We start from the raw sequence: 21,239 nt of genomic DNA on the forward strand, positions 1-21,239 counted from the left end.
GTCATGATCGGACCATCTCGCTTTACCGGCGGCGTTAGGTTCGGCGGCGCTCTCATGGCGGTACTTCTGGGAACTGGCGCTGCGGCGCCAAAGGCTGCGCTTCCGGGGAGCCTGATGTTCGACAGTCCTATATCGCTGTCTTTAAAGGGAATGCGCCACAAGCTTAACCCGCTTGCGATCGTAAATCTGGCGTCAGACGGCGACCGCGTCTGCGAAGGCGACAAGGTACGCTCTGCGATGAGTGTTAGCCAGATCCCCGGCCCCTCTTGCGTGATCGCCCGTCTCCTGCCGTTTTCCCGGGATGTCGAAGATGCGCTCCCGGCCGACTGGGCCGAAGTGAGCGATGTGCAGATGCGAAAAATCCGATTGCAACCGACTAAATAATATCGTATACGATATCTCAAGTTAACGCATAACAGGACGAAATTCATGGCAATCGGTTGGAAGGGTGTTTTCCCGGCAGTCACCACGCAGCTTCGCGCTGACTTGTCGATCGACATCGCGGACACACAGCGCGTCGTTGACGATCTGATCCGTGACGGTGTTACCGGCGTAATCGCGCTGGGCACGGTTGGCGAAAACAACTCCCTGGAATATGACGAAAAGGTTCAGGTTCTCTCGGCTATCGTCGAGGTTGTGAACGGCCGCGTGCCCGTCATCACCGGCGTTTCCGAATACGACACCCGCCGCGCCGTGCGTTATGCTCAGGCCGCTGAAAAGGCCGGTGCGGACGGCCTGATGCTGCTGCCCCCGATGGTCTACGTACCCAAGGCGCATGAACTCGTCGCCCACTTCAAGGGCGTGGCGGAGCAGACCGACCTGCCGATCATGCTCTACAACAACCCCCCGGCCTATCGCACCGTGATTGACCAGGAAGTGCTGACGCAGTTGATCGATGTGCCGAACATCGTTGCGGTCAAGGAATCGGCACCCGATACGCGCCGCTTCACCGATTTCCGCAATGCCTTCGGTGATCGCTACGTGCTGTTCGCCGGTCTCGACGACGTTGCGCTGGAAGGGCTGTACCTTGGCGCGCAGGGCTGGGTTTCCGGTCTTACCAACGCTTTCCCCAAGGAATCGGTGGAACTGGTTGCAGCGTTCGAGCGCGGCGACCATGCCAAGGCCATGGAAATCTACCGTTGGTTCATGCCGCTGCTGCACCTCGATGCCGAGCACGATCTTGTCCAGTCGATCAAGCTGGCCGAAGAAGTGATGGGCCGCGGTTCGGAGCGCGTTCTGCCTCCACGCTACGTGCTTCAGGGCGAGCGCCGCGCCGAAGTGATCGCGATGGTCGAGAAGGCCGCCGCAACCCGGCCGGAACTTTCCGCCGCAAAGGCAGCCTGAAGGAGTCTCGATGCGGCACACATTCTTCTGCATCGACGGTCACACAGCCGGTAACCCCGTCCGCTTGATAGCGGGCGGGGTTCCGCTGTTGAAGGGCGCGTCCATGTCCGAACGGCGTCAGGATTTCCTGGAGCGCTTCGACTGGATCCGCACCGGCCTGTGCTTCGAACCTCGCGGGCACGACATGATGTCGGGCGGGTTCCTCTATCCGCCGACCGACGCTGCGAACGACATCGGTATCCTGTTCATCGAGACCAGCGGCTGCCTGCCGATGTGCGGCCACGGCACCATCGGCATTGTCACCTTCGGTCTCGAGCACGGGCTGATCCAGCCCGCCACGCCGGGCCGCCTGCGCGTGGAAGTGCCGGCGGGCGTGATCGAGATCGCCTATGAGACCGAGGGGCCGAAGGTCACTTCGGTGCGCATCACCAACGTCCCCGCCTATGTCGCCGCGCGCGGCATCAAGGTGGACGTGGAGGGCATCGGGCCGCTTTCGATCGACGTGTCCTATGGCGGCAACTACTATGCCATCGTCGAGCCGCAGGGCGCCTACACCGGCCTTGACGATCTTGGTGCGGCACGGATCATCGACCTTAGCGGCCGAGTGCGCGAGGCGGTTCGGGCGAAGTTCGAGCCGGTTCATCCGCTCGATCCCACGATCCGGGGTGTCAGCCACGTGCTTTGGACGGACAAGCCCAAACATGAGGGCGCCGATGGCCGTAATGCCGTGTTCTACGGTGACAAGGCCATCGACCGCAGCCCCTGCGGCACTGGCACCTCGGCGCGCCTGGCGCATCTGGCGGCGTCCGAGCGGCTGTCCGTTGGGGATAGCTTCGTGCACGAGAGCTACATCTGCAGCCGTTTCACCGGCCGCGTGGAGCAATCTGTGATGCTGGGCGACCAGCCGGCGATCATTCCCTCGATCGAGGGTTCGGCGATAGCCACCGGGTTCAACACGATCTGGATCGACAAGGCCGATACCTTCTGGGAAGGCTTTCAGGTCAAGTGACCCCTTCGTCCCCTCCCCATTCCTTCGGAACGGGGAGGTGTAGGCGTTACCACCACCCGCAATATCTCAAACTCCGCTCAGGCTGAGCGGGGTTGTCAGGGTTGTGAGGTTGTAGGGGAGCCGCGTTTTCACGCTGCTCCCCTACAACCTCAGCCTCCCACGACGACCATCACCGCGCCGCGCGCCGGGACGGTGTAGCTGGCAGGCAGGCTTACGGACTTTGCGCCGCTCCATACGTCCTCAACCTGCTTCACGGCCGTCAGCCCCGCGTCGCCGGGCGTAAGCGCCAGCGAACCCGCCGCATCGCCGCGGTTGAACAGCGCCAGCGCCACGCGGCCATCGGCCAGGGGCTTGGTCCAGACTTCCATCGTGCCCTGCTTGCGCAGCGCCTTGGCCTGCACGCCTTTCGCGTCCTGATCGACAGCGATCACGCGCGGGTTGGTGAGCATGGCGAGCGTCTCGGGCGTGGATTCCCGCAGGTCATGGCCCATCATCAGCGGCGCGGCGGACATTGCCCACAGGGTCATGTGGGTGCGGTATTCGTCCGCGCTCATGCCGCCGTTGCCGATTTCGAGCATGTCGGGGTCGTTGAACCCGTGCGGACGGGCCCATTCGGGCTGGCCGTTCTTGTCGAAGCCAATCCTGGCCATTGTCTGATAATCGTCGGTGATGTCGCCGGTGGTGCGCCAGAGCTGGCCGCCGACGTCGCGGCCCCACGATCCCACGTCGAAACGCCCGTATTCACACAGCGAGAAGATGAAATCGCGCCCCGTCGCCTGAAGCGCAGCGCCCATTTCGTAGTAGCTGCGCTTTACCGTATCGGCATCGTCGTAGAACCATTCGCCCGAACACAAGTCGTACTTGAGGTAGTCGAAGCCCCAGTCCGCATAAGTCTGGGCGTCCTGTTTGACGTGGCCGTAGCTGCCCTCATAGCCTGCGCAGGTGCGTGGCCCCTGCGAGGAATAGATGCCGATCTTCAGTCCTTTGGAATGGACGTAGTCGGTCAGCGCCTTCATGTCCGGGAACTTCTCGTTGGGCTGAAGCACGCCATTGACGTCGCGCTTGCCCTGCCAGCCATCGTCGATGTTGACGTAGAGGTAGCCGGCATCGCGCAGGCCCGTCGAGACCATCGCATCGGCCATGGCGCGCACGGTCTTGTCGTCGATATGCTCGGCGAACTTGTTCCAGCTGCTCCAGCCCATCGGCGGCGTGGCGGCCAGCTTGCTGGGGATCGGCGTACCAAGCGCGGGCAGCGGGGGCGAGAACTTGAAGGCACGGGCCTGCGCGTCCTTCGCCTTGCCGCGATAGCCCGAAGCGTCGACTTCCGACTCCCAGATGCGGCCCTTGAGGCGGGCCCTGAGGTTGGTTTTACCGCCTTCGATGGTGACGCTCCAGGGGCGGGTGGGGTGTTCGCGGTCGTTGATGTTACGGGTGTCGAATTTCAGCATGCCGCCTTCGAGATGCGGGTTCAGCATTTCGACGGGGCCGTACCACCGGGTGGTCACGGTGCCCTCGATCTTGCCGCCTTTCGAGGTGACCTGCATCATCGTAACGCCGGGTGTCGGCGGGGTGTCGTCGAACAGCCAGACACCGTCATAGGCGGTCTTGGCAAGCGCGGGGGCGGCCAGCGACAGGCTGGTTCCCAGAAGTACGGCAGCCGTGAAAAGGGCGCGCGACATCGCGATCTCCTTTGATCTTGGATGAGACATGTCAGGTGGAAAAGTGCGCCGGTCAGGCGGCGGCGTTCGCCGCTTCGCGTCCGGCATCGCTGCGGCTCCGGCCGTAGAGATAATAGACCAGCAGACCGATGACGTTCCACGCCCCGAAGCGCACCAGCGTGGAGGCGGGCAGGCTGAACAGCAGATAGGCGCAGCCCAGGATCGTCAAGGTGCCGACAAGGTACGGCTTGGGGCAGCGAAACAGGCGCGGCAGTTCAGGCATGCGGCGGCGCAGGATCATCAGGCAGGCACCGACCGAGATGAACGCGATCAGGGTGCCGGCATTGGCCAGTTCGGCGATCTCGTCGAGGCGGAAGATGCCCGCGACAATCGCGATGGAGATGCCGGTCATCAGGGTGATACGCGTGGGTGCGCCGGTGCTCGGGCTGATCTTGGCAAGGCTGCGCGGCAGCAAGCCGTCGCGCGCCATGACGAAGAATACGCGGCTCTGGCCATACATCATCACCAGGATGACCGAGGGCAGGGCCAGCACGGCGGCAAGGGCGATCAGGTGCGCGGCAACCGGCTGGCCAAGCTGGCGCAGCACGAGGGCCAGCGGCTCGGGCGAATTGGCAAGCTGCTGGAAGGGCAGGGCGCCGATCGCGGCGAAGGCGACGGCCATGTAGATCACCGTGCAGACGACCATGGAGCCGACAATGCCGATGGTCAGGTCACGGCCCGGATTCTTGGCTTCCTCGGCAGAAGTCGCCACGGCGTCGAAGCCATAGAACGCGAAGAACACGATGGCGGCTGCGGCCATGACACCGCGCTGCTGGCCGCCGACCTCGGTGCTGATGAAGCCGTAAGGCATGAAAGGTTCAAGGTTGCCGGACTGGAATGCCGGCATCGCCATGGCCACGAAGACCGAAAGTGCGACGAGCTTGATGATGACCAGCACGATGTTGAGCGTCGCGCTTTCGCGCGTGCCTGCAATCAGCATGCCCATTACCGCCAGCGCCACGGCCACGGCGGGCAGGTTGACGATACCGCCGCCGTGCGGGCCGACGAGCAGTGCATGCGGCAGGTGGATGCCCGCCGACTGTATCCAGCCGACCAGGTAGCCCGACCAGCCGACCGCCACTGTGGAGCAAGCCAGGGAATATTCGAGGATGAGGCTCCAGCCCACTATCCAGGCAATCGATTCGCCCATCGCGGCATAGCTGAAGGTATAAGCGCTGCCCGCCGCCGGGATCATCGTCGCCATTTCGGCGTAGGCGAGGGCGGCGCAGGCGCAAACGGCTCCGGCGATCGCGAAGGCCAGAATCACCGCGGGCCCGGCGCGGTCGGCCCCCACGCCGGTCAGAGTATAGATGCCGGTGCCGACGATTGCGCCGACTCCCAAGGCGATCAGGTGCGGCCAGCTAAGGGTCTTGGCGAGGGAGTGCCCGGATTCGCGTTTCAGCAACGAGTCTATGGATTTACGCGGTCCGAGCATGTGTCCCCCTTGTGAAGTCTGGATCAGCCGGTCAGGCTGGCTGTGAAATGAGCGCGCAAGTCGTCGAGCGTGCTGGCAATGTGCTGCGTGAGCAGGCCCTTCACCTTGTCTGCCTCTCCGGCGAGCCAGGCGTCGAGCAGGTCACGGTGTTCGGAATGCGCGCGATCGCCGCGTCCTGCCGGTTCGAGGTGTGCGATCACGTAGCGTTCGGCGAGAACCTCGAGGCGTTCGACATGCTGGGTGGTCAGCAGCCGCTTGCCGGGCCGCACCAGCGCGACGTGGAATTCACGGTTTCGCAGACCAACATTTGTGAGGTCGCCTCGAGCCGCTTCGTCGAGCCGTTCGAACGCTTCCAGAGCGGCGCGCTTGTCGGCCTCGTCGGCGTGGCCGCAGGCATAGGCTGCGGCGGCCGGCTCTATCGCCAGGCGCAGAAGGTAGATTTCCTCGGCCTGGTCGCTCGACATCGGCCGGACGAACCAGCCGCGATTGGCCTGGCTGGTCAGCAGGCCCTCATGTTCAAGGCGGGTCAGCGCCTCGCGCAGCGGGATTTTGCTGACGCCCAGCTCGGCCGCGAGCGCGTCCTGGCGGACCGGCTCCATGACGGGGAGCTTCCCTTCGACGATCCTTTCGCGGATCACGTCGAAAATCCGTTCGGCAAGTGTGCGGACGACGATCGTCACCAGTGTATCTCCATATCGATAGCGGCCGGGTCAAACGCGGCTGCGCTAACGTATACGGTAGATGATCCGGAATGCGCCTGCAATCTGCGCCTTGGTTTCAAGGCCCGAGAACTCGTCGCCGCGCGAACAGTGACCCTATAAAGGCAACTGTTTTGAGGGCGGGCTGAGGTTAGGGTCATCGCTGATGCGGAGCCTTGTGCTGGCGCTGATCGGTGTATATACCGTATACGATATCTCGTTCATTGCAACGGAGTTTTTGTGGGACTAATCGGGATCGTCGGCGGCGGGGTGGTCGGCCTTTGCGCCGGCATCGAACTGCTGGAGGCAGGGGAGTGCGTGGCGATCATCGACGATGACGCTGCTGCGCAGGCTCCGTCCTGGGGTAATGCCGGACACATCGCAGTCGAGCAGGTCGAGCCGCTGGCCTCGATGAATACGCTGCGCACGATGCCCCGGCGCCTGTTCATTCGCGGCGGTGCGCTGGCGCTGCCGACTTTGTCCTTGCCCGCATGGTTGCCATTTGGCCTGCGCCTGCTTGGGGCGGCGAGTCCTTCGCGTTTTCGCAGCGGCTGCGCGGCGCTGGGGCCGCTGCTGGAGCGTTCGATGCCGGCCTGGGAGTCCATAGCGGAGCGCATCGGCGCGCCGGAACTGCTACGTCGGGACGGGCACTTCGTGGTGTGGCATGGTGACGATGCAGCCAGCGCCGGGCGTGCTTCCTGGGAAATGGCCCGTACCGGCACTGCGCAAGTACGCGGTGCAACGCCCGATGAGCGCAGTATGCTCTCGGCCCTCGGCAATCGGGGCGTGGCCGGGGCGATCCGCTTTTCAGGTAGCGGCCAGATTGCCGATCTCGGCGCTCTGCGCGGCGCCCTCCGCGCGGCTTTTATCGCGCGCGGGGGCACGATCCACGAAGCCTCCGCCGTTCTCGGCCTGGATCATGGTCGCGCCCGGATTGCCGGGTTGGACGCCGACCGGGTGATTGTCTGCGCGGGCGTGCACTCGCGCGGACTGATGGAGGTTCTAGGCCACAAGGTGCCGATGATCGCCGAGCGTGGTTATCACATCCGCGCCAATTCTTCGGGCTGGCCGGAGGATCTGCCGCCAGTAGTGTTCGAGGAGCGTTCGATGATCGTGACCCGCTATGGGCCGACCGTGCAGGCCGCCAGCTTCGTGGAATTCAGCCGGCTCGATGCGCCTGCCGATCCTCGCAAGTGGGAGCGGCTCGAACGCCATGTGGCGCAGCTCGGTCTGCCTATTTCCGGGCCGTTCCGCCGCTGGATGGGTTGCCGGCCGACGCTGCCGGACTATCTGCCGGCGATCGGACGCTCGACGCGGGCGGACAACCTCTACTATGCTTTCGGGCATCAGCACCTCGGGCTTACCCTCGCACCGATTACCGCGCGGTTGGTCAGGTCGATGGTGATGGGCGGGCAGACGGAACTGCCGCTCGCGCCGTTCGACATCCAGCGCTTCGCATAAGGACATATATGATGATTGGTGGATCGACCGCGCAGATCGAACTGGATCGCCTCCGGCCCTGGGCCGAGCATGCTCCGGCGATTGGTGTGAGTGAGCGCAAGGCACGTATCGCCCGCGCACACGAACTGACCGAGGCGCTCGGCGCCGACGCGCTACTGATCAACGCAGGCGCCTCGCTGCGCTACTTCTCGGGCTTGCCATGGGGCCAGAGCGAGCGTCTCGTCGCGATGCTGCTGGTGCCGGGGCGCGAGCCGATCATGATCTGCCCGCATTTCGAGATCGGCACGCTGGAAGCGGACCTCGCGATCCCGGTGGGTATCCGTTCGTGGCAGGAAGACGAAGATCCGGCCGCGCTTGTGATCGATGTTCTGGCGCAGGTCGGCGCGAAGACACTGGCCATCGATCCCGAACTGCCGTTCCACTTCGCCGAACGCATCCGCCAGGGCGCCGCCGCGCTGGTCGACGCCATGCCGGTGGTGAAGCAGTGTCGCATGGTCAAATCGGCGGCCGAACTTGCACTGATGCAGCAGGCGAAGAATATGACGCTGTCCATCCACCACGCTGCGGCGCGCATTCTTGCGCCGGGTATCCGCCAGAGCGAGGTGGTACATTTTATCGACGCCGCGCATCGCAAGCTGGGTGCCAGCGGTTCCAGTTTCTGCATCGTCCAGTTCGGCGAGGCGACCGCCTATCCCCACGGCCTCCCGGGTGACCGCGCGCTGGAGGAGGGGCAACTCGTGCTGATCGATACCGGCTGCACGATCCAGGGCTATCACTCCGACATAACCCGCACTTACGGGTTCGGCGCGGTTTCGCAGAATATCCGCGACATCTGGGACATCGAGAAGGAAGCCCAGCAGGCCGCCTTCGACGCGGTGCGCCCCGGCGAAACCTGCGAAAGCGTCGATGCCGCCGCCCGCGCGGTGCTGGTCAAGGCTGGGCTTGGGCCGGACTACGCGCTCCCCGGGCTGCCGCACCGTACCGGGCACGGTATCGGGCTTTCGATCCACGAGCCGGCCTATCTGGTACGCGGTGACCGTACCCTGCTGGAGCCGGGCATGTGCTTCTCGAATGAGCCGATGATCGTCGTGCCGCAGCGTTTCGGCGTGCGGTTGGAGGATCATATGTTCGTTACGGAAACCGGAGCGCAGTGGTTCACGCTGCCGCAGGCATCCGTAGATCGCCTTGCCGACTGAGTGCCAGGTCAGCGAAGGATCAAGTTCGCACCACCGCCCGAGACGACAAAAATCGGCCGCTCCTCCTGCGGCTGATTGGTGCTTTCCATTTTCAAGAGGTTTGCCATGCCCAGTGAGCTGCGCCGCCTATTCCTGTCTGGCGCCTTGGCGGGAGTGTTGTTGTCATGTCCCGCACTGGCCGAACCCACGCGTGAACAGGTCGACCGTTCCGTGGTGCTACGCGAGGACTGGCAGTACCTTACGCGGGAGATCGCATGGCCGGCGACGTGGACGCCGGATGGCACGGCTTTCTCGTATCGCAAGACGGTGAAGGGAGGCTTTGCCTTTGAAACCGTGGATGCTGGAACCCTGGCCAAGTCTCCCGCCTTCGATCATGAACGCCTTGCCCGCGCTCTGGCTCAGGCGATGAAGCGGCCAGTGCAGGCGCTGCGCCTTCCTTTTGCCGAGTTCGGTTATGACGGTTCCCGTCAGGCGATCCTGTTCTCGGCGGGCGAGCAGGGCTGGCGCTGCACGCTGGTCGAATATGCCTGCGAGGAGCGGACCGAACAGGGCCGTCCACGTGGCTTCGGGGTGGTGCGTGACTTGTCGGTGCCTGCCGACAATCATCCGCGCCTCTCCCCCGATGGCCTGCGCGAGGCCCTTGTCGAGGGTGATAACCTTGTCGTGCGCAGCAGGGGCGGTGGCGATTTCGTTCGCCTTAGCACCGACGGATCGGCGGGGAATTTCTACGATCCGGAGACGATCGCCTGGTCGCCGGACGGTCGGCACCTGATGATCTACCGCGTGCGGCCCGGCTACGCCCGCCACGTCCTGCGCGTGGAGGCGGCGCCGGAAGGCCAGATCCAGCCTGGGTTGCGCCGCCAGCTCTATCCCAAGCCCGGCGATGCGGTGGACATGGAGCAGCCGGTGCTGTTCGATCTGGACACAGGGCGGCAGACGGAAGTGGACCCCGGCCTGATCCCCAATGCCTACCAACTGTCCGCGCCCCGCTGGCGGCCAGACGGTCGCAGCGTTGCGTTCGATTACGTGGCGCGCGGTTTCGGGCAGGCCAAGGTGATCGCGGTCGATGCGGCCACCGGCAAGGCCCATGCTGCCGTTACCGAAGATGCGCGCACTTTCGTCTACGCCGACCGCCGTTTCGCATGGGAAGCGGGCAAGGCCGGCGACGAGATCGTCTGGGCCTCCGAGCGGGACGGCTGGAACCACCTGTACCTGATGGACGGGCGCAGCGGGCGCGTGAAGAACCGGATCACCACCGGCAACTGGACCGTGCGCGAAGTGGTCAGGGTGGACGACGCGAAGCGGCAGGTCTGGTTCGTCGCCAGCGGCATGGATGCCGCGAAGGGCGGCAGCGAAGACCCGTATTTCCGCCATTACTACCGCATCGATTTCGACGGGCGGAACCTGACCGCGCTGACCCCGGAGAAAGCAGACCATGTCGCCAGCCTGTCTCCCGACATGACTTTGCTGATCGACAACTATTCACGTGTGGACCTGCCGAACGTCAGCGTCCTGCGCCGCGCGGGCAATGGCGCCCCGGTGGCCACGGTGACCACCGGCGAGATCGGCGCCCTTACCGCCGCCGGTTTCCGCGCGCCGGAAGTCTTCACCGCCAAGGGCCGCGATGGAAAAACCGATATATGGGGTCTCGTGGTGCGCCCGCGCGACTACGATCCGGCGAAGAAGTACCCGGTGATCGAGAACATCTATGCCGGCCCGCACGACAGTTTCGTGCCCAAGCAGTTCTGGCCTTTCGGCTATCACTCCGGCGGGGACAAGGTGATCGGCATGCAGGCGCTGGCCGACCTTGGCTTTATCGTCGTGCAGATCGACGGGATGGGGACAGCCAACCGCTCCAAGGCGTTCCAGGACGTTGCGTGGAAGAACCTGCAGGATTCCGGCTTCCCCGACCGTATCCTCTGGCACAAGGCCCTGGCGGCAAAAGATCCCGCCTATGACATCAGCCGCGTGGGCATCTATGGCGCTTCGGCGGGCGGGCAGAGCACGCTCAACGCACTGTTGTTCCACGGCGATTTCTACAAGGCGGGGGTTGCCTATGCGGGCTGCTACGACAACCGCATGGACAAGATCAGCTGGAATGAGCAGTGGCTGGGCTGGCCGGTCGATGCCAGCTATGCCGCCGCATCGGGCGTGGACAATGCCACGCGCCTTACCGGCAAGCTGTTCCTGATCGTGGGAGAGCAGGACAGCAATGTCGACCCGGCCTCTACCATGCAGGTGGTCGACGCGCTCATCAAGGCGGACAAGGATTTCGACCTTCTCGTCGTCCCCGGCGGCGAGCACAGCGTCGGGCGCTCCACCGGCCCAATCGACTACATCACGCGGCGCCAGTTCGATTTCTTCGTGCGGGCGCTGCAGCAGCAATGATGCGCTGCGCGACCGAATTGGCGGATTGAGGAGAGACATATGCGACGCACCATCCACACCAGCGTGGCGGCGCTTGCTGTCAGCCTCCTCGCCTCGGGCAGCGCACATGCTCAGGCGCCGGCCGCGGAATGGGAGCAGCCGGAGATCGTGCGTCAGGGTGCCGAGCCGATGCACACCACTTTCGACGGTTTCGATACCCGCGCCGGTGCGCTTTCGCGCGACGCGGCGAAATCGCGCTACCACCTTTCGCTCGACGGGGACTGGAAGTTCAGGCTTTCCCCTACGCCCGAGAGCCGTCCGGTGGAGTTCTTCAGGAACGACTTCGACGTCAGCGGATGGGGCACCATGAAAGTCCCCGGTATCCTGCAGGCGGAGGGGCATGGCCGCGCCGTCTTCGTGGGCAGCGGCTATCCGTTCCCGCGCGATCAGCCCAGGATCGACCACGCGCTGGCCGAAGTCGGCTCCTACCGCCGCGACTTCGCCGTGCCGGCTCATTTCGCGGGGCGCCGCCTGCTACTGACCGTGGGCGCGGCGGGCGCGGCATACTACATCTGGGTGAACGGCCAGCGCGTGGGCTATTCGGAGGATTCCAAGCTCCCCGCCGAGTTCGATGTCACTGCCTATGCCCGTCCGGGACGCAACACTGTGGCGATCGAACTCTACCGTTTTGCGGACGGCAGCTATCTGGAGGATCAGGACTTCTGGCGCGTCAATGGCATCGAGCGCAGCGTTACGCTCTACGCCGCGCCGCAGACGCATATCCGCGATCTGGTGGTCGATGCGGGACTTGAAAGCGATTACCGCAGCGGCAAGCTGGCCGTGAAGGTGGATATCGGCGGCAAGGCGGCCGCGATGCGGGTGCGCGCCACCGTGCTCGATGGCAAGCGCCAGGTGCTCATGCGGGAGGGCAGGGGCCAGGGCACGGTCGAACTGGGCGCGGCGCTGCCTGCGGTGCGCACATGGACGGCGGAAGCGCCCAACCTCTACACCCTGCTGGTCGAACTGTTCGACGACAAGGGCAAGCTGGTGGAGGCCACGAGCCGCCGCATCGGCTTCCGAACGGTCGAGATCGCGGGAGGCGAGGTGCGCGTCAACGGCAAACGCATCATGATCCGCGGGGTCAACCGGCACGAGCATGATCCCAAGACCTTCCGCATCGTTTCCGAGGCGACCATGCGGCGCGACATCGAGCTGATGAAGGCCGCCAACGTCAACGCCGTGCGCACCAGCCACTACCCCAACGATCCGCGCTGGTACGAACTGGCGGACGAATACGGTCTTTACGTGATGGACGAGGCCAATATCGAGAGCCACGGCTACCTCGGCTATTCACAGCAGAACGACAACGACCCCTCGCTGCTTCTGGGTAACGACCCAAAGTGGCGCACCGCGCATGTCGACCGGGTCATGCGCATGGTCCAGCGCGACCGAAACCACCCCTCGATCATTTTCTGGTCGCTCGGAAATGAGACCGGCATCGGCGACAGCTTCGAGGCGGCGGCCAGGTGGGTGAAGCAGAGCGATCCCTCGCGTCTGGTTAGCTTCCTGGGCTGGAGCATGAGCAACTGGCGCCATCCGGTGAACAGCTACGTCGATATCTTCGCGCCGATGTACGATGATGTGCCCAAGATGCTGGACTATGCGAAAGACCCGGCGTTCACGCAGCCGCTGATCCTGTGCGAATATGCCCATGCGATGGGGAACAGTCTGGGCGATATCGCCGGCTACTGGCAGGCGATGCGCAGCCATCCCAAGCTGCAGGGCGGCTTCGTGTGGGACTGGGTGGACCAGACCATGCTGATGACGGACAAGGACGGCAGGGCTTATTGGGGGCAGGGCGTGGACTTCGATCCCGATCCCAAGGCGCCGGGCATCCACGGCGATGACAGCCCGGTGGGCGACGGCGTGATCCAGTCTGATCGCACGCCTGATCCTGAGTATTTCGAATTGGCCCACGTGCAGGCGCCGGTCACTTTCGCCCGCGACGGCGATGGCTACCGCGTCATGAACCGCCACGATCACATTGACCTTTCCGGCTTTACGTTGGACTGGGCGGTTCTGGAGGACGGCGTTGACGTGGCCCATGGCACGCTGGCCGTCCCGGCGGTCGCCGCTGGCATGGGCGCGCCGCTTTCGGTGCCGGTGCCTGCGGGCAAGACTGCGGGCACTGAGCGTTTTCTGGTCCTGCGCGCGCGGGCCAAGGCAGGTACGGTGCCGACGCAGCCTGCCGGGCATGTCGTGGGCTGGGAGCAGTTCGCGCTGTCGCCTGGCCCCTCGGTAAACGCGGTGCAGGGGGCAGCCGTGCCAGCCGAAGCCGATGGCGCACTGCGTCTTGCCGCCGGTGATGCCGTGCTGGAGATAGACCGTACCACGGGCCTTGTCCGGCGTTATGCGCGCAGCGGCAAGCTGCTTCTGACCGGCGGCGCGCCAAACTTCTGGCGGGCGCCGACCGATAACGACGTCGGCGCGGGCGTGCCCAAAAGCCATGCAATGTGGCAGCACTTCTCGGACAATCGCCGCGTTGATGCGGTGGTGGCCGAAGGGGACGCCATCGTAGTCCGGCACGACATGGGTGTCGGCTCGGTCAAGGTCGAGACGCGCTGGACCATGGGTGCGGATGGGACGGTCGGCGTTACAGTGCGCTTCGATCCGCTGCGCGACACGCTGCCCGATCCCCTGCGCATCGGCCTGGCGTTCGAGACGCTGCCGGTGCTGGATAGCGTGCGCTGGTACGGGCGCGGGCCGCAGGAGACCTATGCGGATCGGAATACCGGCGGCTTGATCGCGCGCTGGAGCGGCAGCATCGCGGACCAGTACCACGATTACGCCCGCCCGCAGGAAAGCGGTAACAAGACTGAGGTGCGCTGGATCGAGCTGACCGGCGGCAGTGCCGGCCTTCGCGTCACCGGCGCGCAGCCGCTGTCGGTCAACGCGCTGGCATTTCCCTATGCCGATCTGGCGATGAATCTGCCGGGACAGGCGCATAGCTCAGACATTCGGCCTCGCGGCAACGGCACGCTGCTGGTCGATGCGGCGCAGGCGGGCGTGGGCGGCGATACCGGGTGGAACCTCGATGGCCGGGCGCACATGCCGGACCGTATCGCGCTGAAGCCGGTGACGTGGTCCTTCACCATCGGCAAGACCGGGCGGTAAACCCTACGTTACCCGCAGCAAAAAGCCCGGAGCAGCAACACGCTGCTCCGGGCTTTTGGCTGTGTGCTTTTGCCGCTGCGGGCCTAGGCATTCCCGGCAAAAAAAGACCCGCCCGGTCGTGACACCGGGCGGGCCGTTCCGTCAGCGGCGGCCCCCGGTGGATGGGAGAGAGCCGCCGCCTTTCCTGCGGAATTAGAAGTTGACGGTTGCGCCCACGAAGATCGTGCGGCCCAGCGCATCGTAGATGCCGGGGTAGGTGTTGCCGTTGCCGAACGTCTGCAGCAGGTTCGAGGACAGCAGCGGCGGATCCTTGTCGAACAGGTTGTTCACGCCTGCGCGCAGGGTCATGCGCTTGTCGATCACCTGGGTCAGCGAAAGATCGATGTAATTGTAGGCATTGATCTTGCGGTTGACGACGGTTTCCGGTGCACCCAGCAGCGGGTTGTCGGAAAGGCTCGACAGCTTGCTGCCGCCGATGTGGCGCCAGGAAACCGAGACGGTGGTGTCGCTCGGAGCCATCCAGCTGAACCGCGCGACATGGCGCCACTCGGGAGTGGGCTGGCCGCAGGTGTAGCCGAACAGGCCCTTGCAGTCGTAAGAGCCAAGGCCCGGAACCGGCTGCGAAACCTGATCGATGAGGTAGGTGCCCACGACGCCGACGTTGATGCTGCCGGCATTGCCGACGTCGAAGGTGTAGTCTGCGTTGACGTCGATGCCCGAGGTCTTGAGGAAGCCCGTGTTCATCGTCGTGGAGACGATATAGCCCGAGTTCTGCCCGAAGATCGAACCCGAACGCGGGTCGCGGCGGAACAGCCCGCAGAAGTACGGATCGCCCGTTTCTGCACACTGGCCCATGATGAGCGAAGGCGCGATCGAGCCGATGTAGTCCTTCACCTTGATGTTGTAGTAGTCGATCGACAGCGAGAAGCGGCGCACCGCCTTGGGCGTGATAACGACGCCTGCGGTCCAGGTATCGGCGGTTTCCGGCTTCAGCGCGATGTTGCCACCGCCAAGGCCGGAGCACTGGGCCGAAGGACAGTCGGGAATCCGGCCGTACTGGGCCTGGGTCACGCCGGTAAGCTGGCAGATTTCGAAAGAGGCTGCGGGGTTTGCACCGGCGCAGGGATCGTTGCCGGCCACGTTGCCGACACCCTGCGAATTGAACAGTTCGGCCACGTTCGGCGCGCGGATGGCGCGGTTGTAGCTGGCGCGCAGACGTAGGTCGTCGACTGGCGCCCACGAGATTTCGCCCTTGTAGGTCCAGACGTTGTAGCCTGACTTGAAGCCGGTCGACTTCTGTTCGTTGTCGTAGGACGAATAGCGCAGGCCGCCGTTGATGGTCAGCGAGCGGAAGAACGGCTTGTCCTCGATCAGCGGAATTTCGATTTCGCCGAAGGCTTCGGTGACGCTGATGATGCCGTCGGAAGGCACGGTTCCGCCCTGCTGTTTGATCCGGTCAGCCTTGAAGTCCAGCGTTTCTCGGCGACGCTCCACGCCCAGAGCGATGCCGACACCGTGGTTGGCCCAGGGAACGATAATGCCCATTTCACCCAGGTCGCCGCTCAGTGCGCCCGAAATCACGCTGATCGAGTTGCGCGACGAACTGCGGCTCGGCGTGAACAGGTACTGTGCCTGCTCTGCGGTGACGCCGTTGGGCTGGAAGACGTTGATCGGTACGCAGTTGGGATCGGTGCCGTTCACCACCGCGCGGCAGGTCGGCACGCCGCCCACGTTGACCACGTCGAGCGCCAGCGCCGCCTTGTCCTGATCGACGTCGTTGAGATAGGTCTCGCTCATGCGGACGAGCGAGTAGAGGTAGTTGACGTCGTAGCTGAAGCCCTTTCCGAGATCGCCGCGAACGCCCGCCGAATAGCGATAGTCATTGAACTTGATGTCGTCCCGGCGCGGCGCGGTGGCCATCCGGTAGGCGACCTGCACGTCCTCGGTGGTGTTGGTTCCCGCAGCCGAACCGCAGAACGCGTCAAGCTGTGCGGCGCTGGCGAAAGGGTGGTTGCAGGGCATCGCGAAGGAGCGGCCCAGCCAGATGCCGGAAGGCGCCACCTGCGAGAAAGTATGGTCGCGCATATACATGAAGCTGCCGTAGACTTCGGCCGCCGGGCTGATCTCGAAATGCGCGAACCCGCCTGCGGTGATGCGCTCGTCCGAACGCTGGAAGTAGTTGTCGGGCGCATAGTTGTAGGCATACGAGGCGTCGTAGGGGACCAGCGTGCCGTCGTTGTTGCGGTTGTTGATGAGCGTCTGGCCCAGGAACGCACTCTTGTCCGACAGGGGAAGGAACGAGCCGAAGGGGGTGTTGCTCGAACCGCCGCAGAACAGCTGGGTGCCGTTGTTCTGGTCCTGGATCGCGCAGGCGGACACGTCCCGGCTCGACTGGCGGACCGGGCTGAAGCTGCGGTAGCCGCCATAGACGGTGATGTTTCCGCGTCCGTCGGCGAAGTTCTTGCCTGCAGAGACGGTAATGTCCTGCTTGCCGCCGTCGATGACGGAGGACGGTGCCAGGTCGTAGCCCTTTGCACTTTGCAGACTGCGCGCGGCGCGGTTGTTGTTGTCATGTTGCGCAAAGCCGGTCTGCGCGTCGATGCGGACGCCGTCGAGATCCTTCTTGATCACGAAGTTGACGACGCCCGAGAGCGCATCCGAACCATAGACCGCCGAAGCACCTCCCGAGAGCACGTCTACGCGCTCGACCAGGCTACTGGGGATGAGGCTGAGGTTAACGGCCTGCGCCGGCATCAGGCGCTGTCCGTCAAGCAGCGTCAGCACACGGTTCGAGCCGAGATTGCGAAGGTTGATCTTCGACGTGCCGTCAGAGCCGTTGGAGACGTTCTCGTTAGCGTCGGCGGTGAACTGCGGCAGGCGGTTCAGCACCTGCTCGACCGTGGTTGCGCCCTGATAACGGAATTCGTCCGAGTTGACGACCGTCTGCGGGCTGTTGCTCTCCAGGTCGGCGCGCTTGATGCGCGTTCCGGTGACGACGATGTCGTTGGCCGGAGAATCTGCTGACGCGGGCGCTTCCTGGGCCTGCGCATTTCCCGCGACGAGTGCTGCAAGCGCGACCGCGCAATACAGCTTCCTGTGGTGACCCCTCATGAGTGTGACTCCCTTGTTGATCTGCAATGAATGCGTCATCTAGAGATATGAGTCAAATACCGTATACGAAATACGGTATCTTTTACACTCTGTATAAGATCAGAAATGTGGGTGTGTACCGCATCGGTGCCCGCGCCAGGAAAGCGAGGAGGCAAGAACTGCGGACGTGCCTATGAGACCGCGATTTCAGTGACGAGATATGGACCATCGTAATAATTTCTGGGTGCCTGGTTATGTATGCGCATCCTCATCCCGGATATCGCTCTCCTGGGCCAGCCCTGGCTTCGATGGATCGCCAGCGGCCGTGAGCATCAGAACTGCGAGAACGCAGTCCTATAGGGATGAGTTTTTCTCAGTATTACCGTTGTAAAACGCCGGTGATGTGGGAGCTTGGCAGTACCAAGCCATATTCGGCCGCGGGCGTTCGGCCACGGACCGGCCACTGTGTAGGGCGATGAGCCTTACGCGCGCGCCGCAGGATTTCGGATCAATTTGAACAAGGGAGTGCCGACACGGACGTTACAGTAAAAGCCGCGTGCATTTCGGAGGCGGCATGGCGGTTGCCTTTGCCGAACAAGGCGCCAAAATCGCTGTCACTGACATCGGCGTCAGTCATGCGGAGGAGGGCGCAGACAAGGCCTTCGGCCAGCTACGCGACCGCACGGGTTCGCCAGTGTACAGGCGAAGTATGTCGTCGTCGTGGACGGGTCCGATGCAGAGGGGCCGTGGCGAGCAAGAGGGCGCAGCAGAAATAGCTACGCCCCCAAGCTGAGATCAGCACTTGGTGAACTGGCCCTTCTTCGGACCGGCGGAGAGGCGGCACTTGCCGTCCTTGCCCTTCACCACACCCGGCTTCATCGCGGCGGGCATATTCGCGCACTTGATGAATTTGCCCTTTGCGTCCTTGCACGGCGCTGCAAGTGTTGGCGATGCGGCAAGAATGCCGGCTACGGCCACTGCGGTCAGGAGGTTACGAATCACTGGCAGGTCTCCTCATTGCGCCCCCCGACGCCTTTTACCCCCAAGACCTGCCTGCGTATCGATTATTCGTTCTCGCAGTACCTGAAGTCAATCAGGCGGCAGGTTCCGAGAGGCGCGTAGGCAAGGCGAGCAGGCGGCGTCGGTTGGACCAACGGACAATTGCTTCGTCGATCCAATCCACCAAATGTCGAGACTGAATTTCCCAAGATTATCCGGAGTTGGCAATAGAACCGGGCTTAATCATCAAGGCAAGGCGTAGGCGATCACTTCATCGCCGATGGGCGTCTCCATGAAGTGGTGGCCGCCCGGCACGATGACTAGGTACTGCTTGCCGTTCATCGAATAGGTCATCGGCGTGGCCTGTCCTCCGGCCGGCAGCACGTCGCTCCACAGCGTCTTGCCGGTCTTGAGGTCGATCGCGCGGATCAGGTTGTCGGTGGCAGCGGCAACGAAGATCACACCGCCCGCCGTCACTACCGAGCCGCCGTTGTTGGGCGTGCCGATGTTGAACGGCAGCATCGAGGGAATACCGAAGGGCCCATTTGTGCGCGCGGTGCCGAGCGGGCGATCCCAGATCGTGCGCCCGCTCTTCATATCGATGGCGCGGATACCGCCATAGGGCGGCTGCTTGCACAACATTCCGGTGAAGGGCAGGCGCCAACCGGCGTTGACGTCGATGGCGTAAGGCGTGTGTGCCTGCGGGTCGCCCGCGCCTTCGGCCCCGCCGATGTTTCCGCGTGCCTGATCGCGCGGAGCCCAGCCCTTCTTGTTGGCTTCCGCGCGGGGGACGAGGCGCACGTAGTTGGGCATGTCGTTGTAGTTGGCGACGATCACGCCCCGGCGTGGGTCGATCGCCACGCCGCCCCAGTCGGTGCCACCGTTATAGCCGGGATATTCGATCGAACGGCGATCGCTTTCGGGCGGGGTGAAGAACCCCTTGTAGCTCGCCTTCCTGAACTGGATGCGGCAGACCATCTGGTCGATTGGCGACATGCCCCACATATCACGCTCGGTCAAAGTGGGCTTACGCAGGGTATGCCACAAGGACACGCGCTGCGTCTTTGCCCGTTGCTCGGGCTCCACGCCGCCGCTGGGGGCCTTGATTTCACCGATCGGGGTCAGCGGCTTGCCTGTCCTGCGATCGAGGACATAGATGTCGCCCTGCTTCGACGGCAGCACCAATGCGGGCGTGCCGCGATAATCGACAAGGCTGGCCTGGGCACCGAAATCATAGTCCCACACATCATTGCGCACGGCCTGAAACTTCCAGCGCGGCTTGCCGGTGGTGACGTCCAGCGCGACCAGCGAAGTTGCGAACTCCTTCTCCAGCGGGCGGCGCAGGCTGGAATAATAGTCTGCCGCCGCGTTGCCCATCGGCAGGTAGACAAGGCCGAGTTGCTCGTCGCCGCTGGCGATGGTCCACATGTTAGGGGTGCCCCGTTCCCAGATCTTTCCGGTCGGCGGGTAGCCGTTCCAATCCGGGTGCATCATGTCCCAGGCCCACCGCAGCTTGCCGGTGACGGCATCGTAGCCGCGGATCACGCCCGAGGGCGCCCAGCGGTCCTGCCCGTCGAGTACCTGATGCCCGGTGACGACCACGCCGCGCACGATGGTGGGGGGCGAATTGATCGAGACATAGCCCGGAGGCGTATTGCCCATCCCGATCTTGGTATCGACTTCTCCATTGGCACCGAACGAGTTGCAGCGCGCTCCGGTGCGGGCGTCGATGGCGAACATGCGCGCATCCAGCGTGCCGAATATCAGGCGCGCGGCGCAGGGCTGGTCGGCCGGTGCATTGGGCACAGCGTAATAGCTCACGCCCCGGCAGGCGGCGGTGTAGGGGATCGCGTCGTCCGAAACCTTCGGGTCGAAGCGCCAGATCTGCTTGCCGCTCGCCGGATCGAGGGCCAGCACGATGTTCTTGGGCGTGCAGACATAAAGCATGTTGCCGACCTTGAGCGGGGTGTTCTCACCTCCATAGGTCTTGGCGATCTTGGGCGAGGAGGGCATGTCACCGGTATGGACCAGCCACGCGCGCTTGAGATCCTTGACGTTGGCCGCCGTGATCTGCCCGAGCGGGGAAAAGCGCCGCGCGCTGTCGGAGCCGCCATAGGCGGGCCAGTCGTTCCCGGCCGCCGCCAACGAGGGATCGGCCATCTCCGCACCCAGACCGGGGAGGTCGAAAGCGGGCGGCGTGTCTGCCATCTGCGCGAAGATAAACGCCGTCACCGCCGTGAGCGCCAGGACTGCGCCGCTTGCTGCAAGCCCCAGCTTCCAGCGGCCGCGCCGGATCGAAAGCGTTGGCATCACCAGCAGCACCGCGATTAGCAGCACCAGCGGCGCGATCACGCGGGGCACCAGCGCCCAGTTGTTGGCGCCTACTTCGGCAAAGGCCCAGATCACGGTCAGCACGAAAATTGCGCAGTACAGCCATCCGCCGATAATACGCCGCCGAAACAGCAGGGTGCCGGACACGATCATGGCCACGCCTGCCAGCAGGTAATAGGCCGAGCCGCCAAGGATCGCGAGCCAAGCCCCGCCGATTGTAAGGACAACCCCGATCAGCGCGATAACCGCGCCAAGGATCAACGGAGGAAGCGGCCACGCTCTGCGGTTGGGGCGGGAAGCATCCATCGTTTACACTCCGGCAATAATTGGGGCTGCGCCTCGTGTAATTGCCGGAGGCGCGCAATGTTCCGTCCTATTCAAGATTATGGTCTGAAAACAGGGACACGCACCGGCAGA

Annotated in this window: 13 protein-coding genes; 7 read left to right on the forward strand and 6 right to left on the reverse strand. The window is 64.1% G+C overall.

Annotated elements, in window-relative coordinates; translation table 11 throughout:
• Positions 1-3 precede the first annotated feature (3 nt).
• The 3 genes from GVL61_RS16270 to GVL61_RS16280 are packed head-to-tail and all read left to right on the forward strand — an operon-like array spanning position 4 to position 2,353.
• A complete protein-coding gene (locus GVL61_RS16270) occupies positions 4-384 on the forward strand; it encodes a hypothetical protein (RefSeq protein ID WP_159981709.1) in 381 nt (126 codons plus the stop codon).
• 45 nt (positions 385-429) lie between these two features.
• Positions 430-1,344: a dihydrodipicolinate synthase family protein gene (locus GVL61_RS16275; protein WP_159981710.1), complete on the forward strand. Its 915-nt coding sequence runs from the start codon at positions 430-432 to the stop codon at positions 1,342-1,344.
• A gap of 10 nt (positions 1,345-1,354) precedes the next feature.
• Positions 1,355-2,353 (forward strand): 4-hydroxyproline epimerase, encoded by a 999-nt coding sequence (locus GVL61_RS16280; RefSeq protein ID WP_159981711.1) that lies wholly within the window; start codon positions 1,355-1,357, stop codon positions 2,351-2,353.
• 149 nt (positions 2,354-2,502) lie between these two features.
• Here GVL61_RS16280 and GVL61_RS16285 read toward each other — a convergent pair whose 3' ends face one another.
• The 3 genes from GVL61_RS16285 to GVL61_RS16295 are packed head-to-tail and all read right to left on the reverse strand — an operon-like array spanning position 2,503 to position 6,186.
• Positions 2,503-4,032: a glycoside hydrolase family 27 protein gene (locus GVL61_RS16285; protein WP_159981712.1), complete on the reverse strand. Its 1,530-nt coding sequence runs from the start codon at positions 4,030-4,032 to the stop codon at positions 2,503-2,505.
• A 52-nt stretch (positions 4,033-4,084) separates the two neighbouring features.
• A complete protein-coding gene (locus GVL61_RS16290; RefSeq protein WP_159981713.1) occupies positions 4,085-5,506 on the reverse strand; it encodes an amino acid permease in 1,422 nt (473 codons plus the stop codon).
• Between the two features lie 23 nt (positions 5,507-5,529).
• On the reverse strand, positions 5,530-6,186 hold the full coding sequence (locus GVL61_RS16295; protein WP_159981714.1) for a GntR family transcriptional regulator: 657 nt from the start codon (positions 6,184-6,186) through the stop codon (positions 5,530-5,532).
• A gap of 258 nt (positions 6,187-6,444) precedes the next feature.
• Here GVL61_RS16295 and GVL61_RS16300 point away from each other — a divergent pair, with 258 nt between their 5' ends.
• From GVL61_RS16300 to GVL61_RS16315, 4 genes are all read left to right on the forward strand, one after another.
• On the forward strand, positions 6,445-7,665 hold the full coding sequence (locus GVL61_RS16300) for an FAD-binding oxidoreductase (RefSeq protein ID WP_159981715.1): 1,221 nt from the start codon (positions 6,445-6,447) through the stop codon (positions 7,663-7,665).
• Positions 7,666-7,673: 8 nt separating this feature from the next.
• Complete coding sequence (locus GVL61_RS16305; RefSeq protein WP_159981716.1) at positions 7,674-8,861, forward strand: Xaa-Pro peptidase family protein; 1,188 nt, start codon at positions 7,674-7,676, stop codon at positions 8,859-8,861.
• Positions 8,862-8,966: 105 nt separating this feature from the next.
• Positions 8,967-11,249, forward strand: coding sequence for a DPP IV N-terminal domain-containing protein (locus GVL61_RS16310; RefSeq protein WP_159981717.1), 2,283 nt, complete (start codon positions 8,967-8,969; stop codon positions 11,247-11,249).
• 39 nt (positions 11,250-11,288) lie between these two features.
• Positions 11,289-14,402 carry a glycoside hydrolase family 2 TIM barrel-domain containing protein gene (locus tag GVL61_RS16315; protein WP_159981718.1) on the forward strand — a complete coding sequence of 1,038 codons (3,114 nt, stop codon included), beginning with the start codon at positions 11,289-11,291 and terminating at the stop codon, positions 14,400-14,402.
• Between the two features lie 192 nt (positions 14,403-14,594).
• Here the strand turns inward: GVL61_RS16315 and GVL61_RS16320 are convergent, their stop codons facing one another.
• The 3 genes from GVL61_RS16320 to GVL61_RS16330 form a co-directional block, all read right to left on the reverse strand.
• The gene (locus GVL61_RS16320) at positions 14,595-17,513 is read right to left on the reverse strand and encodes a TonB-dependent receptor (protein WP_159981719.1); all 2,919 of its coding nucleotides are present in this window, start codon (positions 17,511-17,513) and stop codon (positions 14,595-14,597) included.
• A 774-nt stretch (positions 17,514-18,287) separates the two neighbouring features.
• Complete coding sequence (locus GVL61_RS16325; protein ID WP_159981720.1) at positions 18,288-18,494, reverse strand: hypothetical protein; 207 nt, start codon at positions 18,492-18,494, stop codon at positions 18,288-18,290.
• Between the two features lie 243 nt (positions 18,495-18,737).
• Positions 18,738-21,128 carry a membrane-bound PQQ-dependent dehydrogenase, glucose/quinate/shikimate family gene (locus GVL61_RS16330; protein WP_159981721.1) on the reverse strand — a complete coding sequence of 797 codons (2,391 nt, stop codon included), beginning with the start codon at positions 21,126-21,128 and terminating at the stop codon, positions 18,738-18,740.
• Positions 21,129-21,239: the final 111 nt, after the last annotated feature.

The organism is Novosphingobium sp. 18050 (assembly GCF_902706195.1).
GTDB lineage: Bacteria > Pseudomonadota > Alphaproteobacteria > Sphingomonadales > Sphingomonadaceae > Novosphingobium.

Coding starts and splice junctions, on each gene's coding strand:
- GVL61_RS16270 (WP_159981709.1), top strand. CDS start 4: ATGATCGGACCATCTCGCTTTACCGGCGGCGTTAGGTTCGGCGGCGCT.
- GVL61_RS16290 (WP_159981713.1), bottom strand. CDS start 5,506: ATGCTCGGACCGCGTAAATCCATAGACTCGTTGCTGAAACGCGAATCC.
- GVL61_RS16320 (WP_159981719.1), bottom strand. CDS start 17,513: ATGAGGGGTCACCACAGGAAGCTGTATTGCGCGGTCGCGCTTGCAGCA.
- GVL61_RS16280 (WP_159981711.1), top strand. CDS start 1,355: ATGCGGCACACATTCTTCTGCATCGACGGTCACACAGCCGGTAACCCC.
- GVL61_RS16315 (WP_159981718.1), top strand. CDS start 11,289: ATGCGACGCACCATCCACACCAGCGTGGCGGCGCTTGCTGTCAGCCTC.
- GVL61_RS16330 (WP_159981721.1), bottom strand. CDS start 21,128: ATGGATGCTTCCCGCCCCAACCGCAGAGCGTGGCCGCTTCCTCCGTTG.
- GVL61_RS16305 (WP_159981716.1), top strand. CDS start 7,674: ATGATGATTGGTGGATCGACCGCGCAGATCGAACTGGATCGCCTCCGG.
- GVL61_RS16275 (WP_159981710.1), top strand. CDS start 430: ATGGCAATCGGTTGGAAGGGTGTTTTCCCGGCAGTCACCACGCAGCTT.
- GVL61_RS16310 (WP_159981717.1), top strand. CDS start 8,967: ATGCCCAGTGAGCTGCGCCGCCTATTCCTGTCTGGCGCCTTGGCGGGA.
- GVL61_RS16285 (WP_159981712.1), bottom strand. CDS start 4,032: ATGTCGCGCGCCCTTTTCACGGCTGCCGTACTTCTGGGAACCAGCCTG.